This is a genomic window from Streptomyces sp. NPDC101151 (genome assembly GCF_044768335.1).
In the GTDB taxonomy this organism is placed as follows: Bacteria; Actinomycetota; Actinomycetes; order Streptomycetales; family Streptomycetaceae; genus Streptomyces.
This window is the reverse complement of the sequence record NZ_JBIWPP010000017.1, coordinates 64,549-73,306: the sequence shown is the minus strand read 5'-3', so window position 1 is coordinate 73,306 and position 8,758 is coordinate 64,549. Positions and strand designations below refer to the sequence as shown.

General features: G+C 71.6%; 8 protein-coding genes. 4 read left to right on the top strand and 4 right to left on the bottom strand.

The genetic code is table 11. The features are described 5' to 3' along the window. Window positions 1-170 precede the first annotated feature (170 nt). Window positions 171-2,000: an RICIN domain-containing protein gene (locus ACIRU3_RS27770; protein WP_404061474.1), complete on the bottom strand. Its 1,830-nt coding sequence runs from the start codon at window positions 1,998-2,000 to the stop codon at window positions 171-173. 393 nt (window positions 2,001-2,393) lie between these two features. On the opposite strand from ACIRU3_RS27770, the gene galU reads away from it, so the two are divergent. Continuing rightward, window positions 2,394-3,347 carry a UTP--glucose-1-phosphate uridylyltransferase GalU gene (gene galU, locus ACIRU3_RS27765; protein WP_404061471.1) on the top strand — a complete coding sequence of 318 codons (954 nt, stop codon included), beginning with the start codon at window positions 2,394-2,396 and terminating at the stop codon, window positions 3,345-3,347. A 64-nt stretch (window positions 3,348-3,411) separates the two neighbouring features. Here galU and ACIRU3_RS27760 read toward each other — a convergent pair whose 3' ends face one another. Further along, on the bottom strand, window positions 3,412-3,864 hold the full coding sequence (locus ACIRU3_RS27760) for a DUF4442 domain-containing protein (protein ID WP_404061468.1): 453 nt from the start codon (window positions 3,862-3,864) through the stop codon (window positions 3,412-3,414). 70 nt (window positions 3,865-3,934) lie between these two features. Between ACIRU3_RS27760 and ACIRU3_RS27755 the strand changes: the two genes are divergently transcribed. Both ACIRU3_RS27755 and ACIRU3_RS27750 read left to right on the top strand, forming a co-directional pair. Continuing rightward, window positions 3,935-4,933, top strand: coding sequence for a hypothetical protein (locus ACIRU3_RS27755; protein WP_404061465.1), 999 nt, complete (start codon window positions 3,935-3,937; stop codon window positions 4,931-4,933). 66 nt (window positions 4,934-4,999) lie between these two features. After that, window positions 5,000-6,034: a hypothetical protein gene (locus ACIRU3_RS27750; protein WP_404061463.1), complete on the top strand. Its 1,035-nt coding sequence runs from the start codon at window positions 5,000-5,002 to the stop codon at window positions 6,032-6,034. A gap of 58 nt (window positions 6,035-6,092) precedes the next feature. Here ACIRU3_RS27750 and ACIRU3_RS27745 read toward each other — a convergent pair whose 3' ends face one another. Beyond that, entirely contained in the window at window positions 6,093-6,419 is a 327-nt protein-coding gene (locus tag ACIRU3_RS27745) for a hypothetical protein (RefSeq protein ID WP_404061460.1), read from the bottom strand. Between the two features lie 181 nt (window positions 6,420-6,600). On the opposite strand from ACIRU3_RS27745, the gene ACIRU3_RS27740 reads away from it, so the two are divergent. Next, the gene (locus ACIRU3_RS27740) at window positions 6,601-7,896 is read left to right on the top strand and encodes an MFS transporter (RefSeq protein WP_404061457.1); all 1,296 of its coding nucleotides are present in this window, start codon (window positions 6,601-6,603) and stop codon (window positions 7,894-7,896) included. On the opposite strand, the gene ACIRU3_RS27735 is transcribed toward ACIRU3_RS27740, so the two are convergent. After that, window positions 7,858-8,703: a spermidine synthase gene (locus ACIRU3_RS27735; RefSeq protein ID WP_404061454.1), complete on the bottom strand. Its 846-nt coding sequence runs from the start codon at window positions 8,701-8,703 to the stop codon at window positions 7,858-7,860. The genes ACIRU3_RS27740 and ACIRU3_RS27735 overlap by 39 nt on opposite strands. Between the last annotated feature and the right edge of the window lie 55 nt (window positions 8,704-8,758).

The window sequence follows — 8,758 nt, the reverse complement described above, 5'->3', positions numbered from 1 at the left end:
CGCATTCACCGCACACTCGTCCGGCGGCAACATGCCGGGACACGGAATCGGTTTCTGTAAATTCCGGATGACTTCCGCCCGGTGGCTCGATCCCGGCAGACAGCCTTCCGGGGCCGACAGGGCCCGGGGAAAACGGGCGAGGGCCACCTGTCCCGGTGGCCCTCCGGACGTCAGCCGAGCAGCGTGCCGACGGCCGTGGGCACCGCGGCGAGGGTGTCGGTGACCGGGGAGACGGCCCGGCCGATCAGGCCCCCGGGACCGGCCGGTTGCGCCGGCCGCGGATCCTCGTGGGTGCCGACCTGGGCGATCCGGGTGTCGTACGCCGGCTCGGACGGCCGGTGTTCCTGTCCCGGCTTCTCGTGCGGGGGCTTCTTGCCGGGCCGCCCGGGCGGCTGTTCGGCGGCCTCCTTCGAGCGCTCGGGCCGCGCGGGGTCCGAGGCGTACGGCGGGGTGGAGCGCTGCGGCGGTGCGTCCGTCCCCGACTCCAGGACCCACCGCTGCCCGTTCGAGCCGTCGCGGGCCGCGACCACCACGCTCGTCGGGGAGTCCCCGGAGCCCGGGGCGAGGGCGAGGCCCTCGGGCCTGCGGAGCAGGAGTTCGCCGCGGACCGTGAGGTCGTAGGACACCTCTCCGGCGTGCACGACACAGCCGGACACCACGACGTTCCGCGTCCCGGGGTCGGCGGCCAGGCAGAGGGTGGGATCGGCGGCGCTGCGCAGCAGTCCGTCGTCCTGGTACGACCACTGCTGCGATCCGGCGGACGAACACAGCGCCAGCAGCACGCCGGCACCCGCCTCGACCCTGCCCCCGCGGACGTCCAGACAGCGGCCGGAGGCGAGGCCGCGCAGCCTGCCATGGGCGACCTCCACGGGCTCGCCGACCGAGGCGGCGGACGGGGAGGCGGCCGGACGGCGCCCGGCGTCCGTGCCGGTGGCACGGGAGTTGTCGGGATTCCCTAGGGGTGCACCCCACGTGGCGCCGGATCCCGGGACACCGTTGTCATCGGACCAGCCCTTGGCCACGAGCACGGTGGCGAGCAGGGCGAGCGAGGTGAGTCCGACGCCGACCGCCACGGCCGTACGGCGCCTGCCCTCGGGAGCCGTACGGTGCCGGCCGCCCATCGCCGGGCCCACCGCACGAGGTGCGGCCGGCGGCTCCTCCAGGGCGCCACGGCCGGGGCGGGAGTCGAGATAGCGGCGGGCGCCCCAGCCGAGCACGGTCTCGGCGAGCAGGACTCCCAGGCCGCCCTCGACATGGCCGAGCTGTTCGGCGGCGTGCCGACAGTGGCGGCACACCGTCAGATGCTGCTGCACATCCGGGAGCAGGGAGCCGCCGCGGCGAATGGGGACATCCAGGAGGCGGTTGTAGAAGCGGCATTCCCTGGAGGGCGCGAGTTCCCGGTGGGCGCGTACGCAGCCGGCCCGGAATTGCTCACGGGCCTGCTCCAGAGCGGTCAGGGCGGTGACCGTGTCCACTCCCAACAGACCAGCGGGTATGTTTATGGGCTCCGCTTCGACCTCGGTATGCCACAGAAGGCATTGAGAGGCACCGGGGAGGGCCTGGAAAGCCCTTTCGGCGAGTTGCCGCCTCTCGGGGGTGCCCGGCGTCGTCGCGCGTAGACCGCGACCACCGGTGGGTTTGCGCAATTCCGGCACGACCACGCACGCAGCCTCGTCACCGGCCCAGGCGCGGACGGTCTCACGGACGGCCACCAGCAGCTGCGGGCGCAGAGCGCCGCCGACCGCCCCGCCCGACAGCCGGCCGAGCACCTGCTGGAAGGCGGCGGTGGCCACCAGCTGCGCCGATGACCCGGCAGCAGCCAGACAGACGATCGCGTGGTCACGGGTGGCCCGCCAGTGGCGGGCCAGCAGCAGGGCGACGGCGTGGTGGCGGCCCTCGGCCGGGCCGCCCAGGAGGGCGACGAGATCACGGTCGGACTCCCCCGGAGTCGGGCCGGGGCGAGGCGGGAACGGCGGGCGTGGGGGGTAGGGGGACTGCACGGAACACCATTTCCTTTCCAGCCGCAGGACGGCATCCGGAATGGCGTCCCGTCGGAAAGCAGTGCCTGATTGGTGCATACCTGAGGGGCCCGGCCCAGCCGTTCGGTTGCGGCCTTTGCCCTCTCATGGGGAGGCTCACCTTCGCACACGCGCATCGCAGGAAACAAGAAGTTCGAATGACTCGGCTTCAAATTCCGAGAAATTCCCAAGAGTTACCGGCGGTATCCACATGAGTGCACGAAGCGGCCGTTGCGCGGCGGTCAACTTGTGTGCGCCGAAAGCCTGATGGCACACGAAATCTCCAACTTCCGGTCCGGGTCTCCGGCGGCCACCCACAGCCGGTTCCCACGTTTCTCTCGGCGCGCTCTCATCCGCGTGCCCCAGCATGGCCGCATGATCGCCCCCCACTCCCCAGCGACCCCCGCCTCCCCCCGTCCGGTGCGCAAGGCGGTCGTCCCGGCCGCCGGGCTCGGCACCCGGTTCCTGCCCGCGACCAAGGCGACGCCGAAGGAGATGCTTCCGGTCGTCGACAAGCCGGCCATCCAGTACGTGGTCGAGGAGGCCGCCGCGGCCGGCCTCGACGACATCCTGATGGTCACCGGCCGGCACAAGCGGGCCATCGAGGACCACTTCGACCACGCCTTCGAGCTGGAGCAGGCACTGGCGGCCAAGGGCGACACCATGCGCCTGGACGCCGTACGCGATCCCGCGCGGCTCGCGGACATCCACCACATCCGCCAGGGCGACCCGCTCGGCCTCGGCCACGCCGTGCTGTGCGCCCGCCACCACGTCGGCGACCAGCCCTTCGCCGTCCTCCTCGGCGACGACCTGATCGACCCGCGCGAGACCCTGCTCAGCCGCATGCTGGACGTCCGCGAGCGGTACGCGGGCACCGTGGTCGCGCTCATGGAGGTCGAACCGGCCCAGATCCACCTCTACGGCTGCGCGGCGGTCGAACCCACCGGCGAGGACGGTGTCGTACGCGTCACCGGTCTGGTCGAGAAGCCGTCACCCGGGCAGGCGCCGAGCCGCTACGCGGTCATCGGCCGCTACGTCCTCGACCCCGCCGTCTTCGATGTGCTGGAACGCACCCGGCCGGGCCGTGGCGGAGAGATCCAGCTGACGGACGCCCTCCAGGACCTGGCCGCGACGGGCACCGTGCACGGAGTCGTCTTCGGCGGCCTGCGCTACGACACCGGCGACAAGGCCGACTATCTGCGCACGGTGGTCCGCCTGGCCTGCGCCCGCCCGGACCTCGGCCCCGAATTCAGTGGCTGGCTCAGGGAGTTCGTGGCGGGGCTGGAGGACGGCACGGCCGTCCCACCGGAGCGGCACCGGGTCACCTGAAGCGGCTCGAAAGGAAAGGAAGGGAGGGGCCCGTCGGACCCCTCCCTCGCGAGCCGCGGTCGATCTAGTTGTTGGGGCGCAGCGTCCACACGACGGTCATCTCGCTCGTCACGGCTCCGTCCGCGCGCCGGATCTCGATCGCCACCGGGAACTCGGGGCGCTGTCCCGCGTCCAGTTCGGCCACGACATCGGCGGCCGGGCGGCCCAGCGTCGCGGTCGCGGTGACGGCGCCCATCGCCAGCTTCTTGTAGGCGATCTCGGCCCGGACGGCGAGCGGTACGGCACGCGAGAGCTGGGCACCGAAAGCGGCCAGCACGATGGCGCCACTGGCCGACTCGCCGAGCGTGAACATCGCTCCGGCGTGCGGCCCGCCCACATGGTTGTGGTAGTCACCCTGGTCCGGCAGGGACACCACGGCCTGCTCCGGAGAGGTCTCCAGGAACTGGAGGTTCAGCGTCCGGGCCATCGGCACGGTGGCGGCGAGCATCTCGCCGATCGACATCTGGTCTGCGCTCATGCCGCCAGGTTACTCATGAGTAGCAGGGCTGGCCAGTGTCGCGTTGATCACCGCTGTATCGTTGCGGCCCATGTGGCCAGGGGAACAGCCGCCGGGAAGCGGCCAGCAGCACAACCCGTACCAGCAGCCCGGCAACGGGCAGCCCAACCCCTACCAGCAGCCGGCCGGCCCACAGCACCATCCCTACGCGGGCCCGCAGCACCATCCCCACGCCGGGCAGCAGCCGCCCGCCCCGTGGGCCCAGCCCACGGTCACGACGCCGCCACCGCAGCCGGGCGGCGGACGCACCAGACTGGTGGCGATCCTCGCGGCGGCGGCCGTGGTCGTCGCCTCGGGCGTGACCGGATTCCTTCTGCTGGGCGGCAAGAAGGACGACGGGGCCCGCCCCGGCCCCACCGCCTCCTCCCCCACCGCGGCCTCCCCCTCCGCCTCCTCGGCCGCGGACGACCCGCGCTCGGCCGACGGCGAGAAACCGACGGTGGCCGGCTGGAAGGTCGTGGTGAACCCGGTCACAGGCATCGCCTTCGACGTCCCCGCGGCCTGGCAGGTGCGCTCCAAGAGCTGGATCACCTACGTCACCGAGCAGTCCGACGACGACAAGGTGCTGGTCGGCATGAAGGCCCCCGCCGTGCTCAAGGAGAAGTGGTGCGCCGCGGACGAGGACAGGGACGGCAAGACCGACTACACCTCGCTGGCGAACGTGGGCACGCGCGGCAACAAGGACGCGAAGAACACCGCCCAGATCGCCCGTGAGGACTCGGCGAACTGGGTCTACGGCTGGTACACCCAGCCGGACCGCAAGAAGGTCAGGACCGGTCCCGTCACCTCGTACACCACCGCGTCCGGCATCACGGGCAGCGTCGCCACCTCCCGGTCCACCGGAGTCGTGAAGCAGGACAGGTGCGACTCCGAGGGCAAGGCGACCACGTTCGCCTTCAAGGACTCGGACGGCGCCCTGCTGTCGTGGTCCCTCTTCAGCGCCGCGGGCGTCTCCGAAGAGGTCCCGGACGCGACGATCCGCAAGATCATGAGCACGGTACGGCTCTACGCCGAACCGTCGCACTCCTGATTCGGTACGTCCCTGACAAGGGGCAGTGACCGAATCGTGTCCCCGGGCGCACTAGGGTTACTGGCCATGTGGCCAGGAGAGCAGCCGCCAGGGGGCGCGCAGAACCCGCAGAACAACCCGTACCAGCAGCCGGGTTACCAGCAGCCGAATCCGTATCAGCAACCCGGCTACCAGCAGTACCCGCAGCAGAGCCCGCAGCAGCCGTACGGGCAGCAGCCGCAGTGGGGGCCGCCGGCGCCCGTCGGCGCCCCGCAGCCGCAGCCGCCGCAGGGCGGTGGCGGCGGTGGCGGCGGTGGCGGCCGGACCAAGCTGATCGCGATCATCGCGGCCACGGCCGTCGTCGTCGCGGCCGGCGTGACCGGGTACCTGGTTCTCGGCGGCTCCAAGGACGATGAGGCGGACAACGGGAAGGGCAAGCAGAAAACGAGCCACTCGCCGACGACGGACCCGACGGCGACCTCGTCGCCCACGAACGACGACCCGCGCGGCAGCGACACCGAGAAGCCGACCGTCGCGGGCTGGAAGGTCGTCGTCAATCCCAAGTTCGGCACGGCCTTCGACGTGCCGGCGGACTGGGAGGTCCAGTCCCCGGACGTGTCCTACTTCATGGAGGACCACGCCGACAACGACAAGCTGATCACCTCCGTGTCCCGCCCGGCGTCCTACAAGTCGAAGTGGTGCACGACCGACAGCAACAAGGACGGCAAGAGCGAGGACAACGCGCTGGCCGTCGCCGGCACGCGCGGCGAGAGCGGCGCGAAGAGTCCTGCCGACGCCGCGGTCACCCGGGTGCCCTGGTACGTCTACGGCGGCTACACCCAGCCCGACAAGAAGAGCATCACCTTCGACAAGAAGGCCACGCCCTACAAGACCGCGTCCGGCATCGAGGGCGCCTACGCGTGGGCGCGTTCGGTCAACAGCCCGCAGAAGGGCAAGTGCGCGAGCGACGGCAAGGCCCTCAGCTTCGCCTTCAAGAACTCGGCCGACGACATCGTGTCGTTCGACTTCTACGGCGCCAAGGGTGTGAACGACGAGGTCGACACCGCGACGATCATGAAGATCCTCAGCTCGGTGCGGCTGCACGGGACCCCGACCGAGTGACTGATCTCACAGGCGCTCCGGCCCGCCCCGACGGGGCGGGCCGGAACCCCGTGAAGCCTCAGCCCCTCAGATAGTTACGGTAGACCCAACGACCGTTGAGCGTCTCCTCCGGGTCGTGGCACTGACCGATGCACTCCCAGGTGCCGTCGCTCATCTTGCATTCGAGCTTGGAGCTCACCTTGTTGTCCTTGTACACGTAGCTGATCACCCGGCCACGCCCGCTCGGCGTGGCGTGAACGGGGACCTTCTCGTTGTGCACGATGTACGTGTGGCTGGTGGGGTGACAGGTGAACGCGGCGGCCGAGGCAGGCGCCGCGGCCACGGCGGGCAGACCCGCCCCGACGAGCACGACCGTGCCGAATGCGGCTGCAACATGCTTTCGCATGACGCTCCTTTCCTTGAAGACCACGAGGTCTCAGCTCTCAATTCGTCATGAACATGACTAGATCACCTTAAAAGTCATCACCACTGTCGTCAAAGAAGCAGTCAAGCAGGACGACTTCGGCGCGTCGCACGCCGCAGACAACTCGATTGAATCCGGAGCTCGGGCGGGCGACAGTCGGCCGGTGAAGACACCCGCCACCCCGCACCGCCCCCACAGACCCGCCTGGGCCGGCCGCAACTACTCATTGCTGACCGCGGCGGCCATCGTGACCGGTCTCGGCGCCAACGGCTCGCTGATCGCGGCCGCGTTCGCCGTGCTCGACGCGGGCGGCGACGGCGGCGACGTGGGACTGGTGGCCGCCTCCCGCACCCTGCCGCTGGTGGTGTTCCTGCTCATCGGCGGCGCGGTGGCGGACCGGCTGCCCCGGCACCGGGTCATGGTGGCCGCGAACACGCTCAACTGCCTCTCCCAGGCGGCCTTCGCGGTGCTCGTGCTGTCCGGCGAGCCCCGGCTGTGGCAGATGATGCTGCTCACCGCGCTCGGCGGCACCGGGCAGGCGTTCTTCGGCCCGGCGGCCGAGGGCATGCTCATGTCGTCCGTGGAGGGGGAACAGGCGGGCCGGGCGTTCGCCCTCTTCCGCATGGCCACCCAGGGAGCGGCTCTCGGCGGAGCCGCGCTCGGCGGCGCGCTGGTCGCGGCGTTCGGCCCCGGCTGGGTCCTCGCGATCGACGCGGCGGCCTTCGCCCTCGCCGGCGCCCTGCGCTCCTTCCTCGACGTCGGTCACATCCCGCCCCGTGAGCCGGGCGAGGGCATGCTGGCCGATCTCCGGGAGGGCTGGCGGGAGTTCATCGGCCGGCCCTGGCTGTGGGGCATCGTCGTCCAGTTCTCGATCGCCAACGCGGTGGTCGGCGCCGCCGACGCCGTCTACGGCCCGCTCGTGGCCCGTGACAGCCTGGGCGGGGCGGGCCCCTGGGGTCTGGCGCTGGGCGCGTTCGGCGCGGGCACGGTGACCGGTGCCCTGCTGATGACCCGCTGGAGACCCCGCCGTCTGCTCCTCGCCGGCACCCTGTGCGTCTTCCCGCTGGCCCTGCCCTCGGCCGCCCTGGCCGTCCCGGTTCCGGTGGGGGTCCTCTACGTGGTCATGTTCGTCGCGGGTACGACGGTGGAGGTGTTCGGCGTCTCCTGGATGACCGCGCTGCACCAGGAGATTCCCGAGGAGAAGCTCTCCCGGGTCTCGGCCTACGACTGGTTCGGCTCGGTGTCGCTCATGCCGCTCGCCACCGCCCTGGCCGGCCCCGCCGAGTCCGCCGTCGGCCGCACCGCCTCCCTGTGGGGCTGCGCGGGCCTGGTCGTCCTGGTCACCGCCCTGGTCCTGCTGGTCCCCGACGTCCGCACCCTGACCCGCCGCACCGGGCGGACGACCACCGCCGAGTTCCCCTCAGCCGATACCGAAAGCCCCGTCGGGGGGCTCGGGTGAGGGTACGGCGTCGGGGTCGTGGACCGGCCGGGCGGCGCCGATGAAGTCCCGCACCGCCGGGCCGTGTTCGACGCGGGCCGGGAAGGCGTCGGCGGCGGTGCGGCGAGCCAGGGCAGCCGTGTCGACGGTCCGGTGCGAGGCCACGACCACCGCGTTGCCGAACCGGCGGCCGCGCAGTACGCCCGGCTCGGCGATCAGCACCAACTCCTCGAACACGGCCGCGAGGTTGGCCAGTTGCGAGCGCAGGAAACCGAACGGAGCCGCGTCGGCGAGGTTGGCCAGATAGACCCCGTCGGCGCGCAGCACACGCTCGGCCTCGCGGGCACAGGCGAGCGAGGTGAGGTGGGCCGGGACACGTGAGCCGCCGAAGACGTCGGCGATCAGCACGTCGGCCGAGTCGGCCGGCGCCGCCTCCAGCCAGGCCCGGGCGTCGGCCGTGTGCAGCGCGACACCCGAGCCCTCGGGCAGCGGCAGATGCTCGACGACCAGCTCCAGCAGTGCACGGTCGGCCTCGGCCACGTCCTGCCGGGAGCCCGGCCGGGTGGCGGCGACGTACCGCGGAAGCGTCAGCGCACCCCCGCCGAGGTGCGCCACGTCCAGCGCCCGCCCCTCCTCGGCCAGGACATCCAGCACATACCCGAGCCGCCGCGCGTACTCGAACTCCAGATGCGTCGGCTCGTCCAGATCGACGTACGACTGGGGCGCCCCGTCGACGGTGAGCAGCCACGCCCGCTCCCGGTCGACGTCCGGCATCAACTTGGCGGTGCCGTGATCGACGGCCCGGGTCACAGGTATGGCTTCACTCACGAACCCATTGTCTCCGGTACCGGCCACCACGGCCCCGCAGTCCCCGACGGACTCT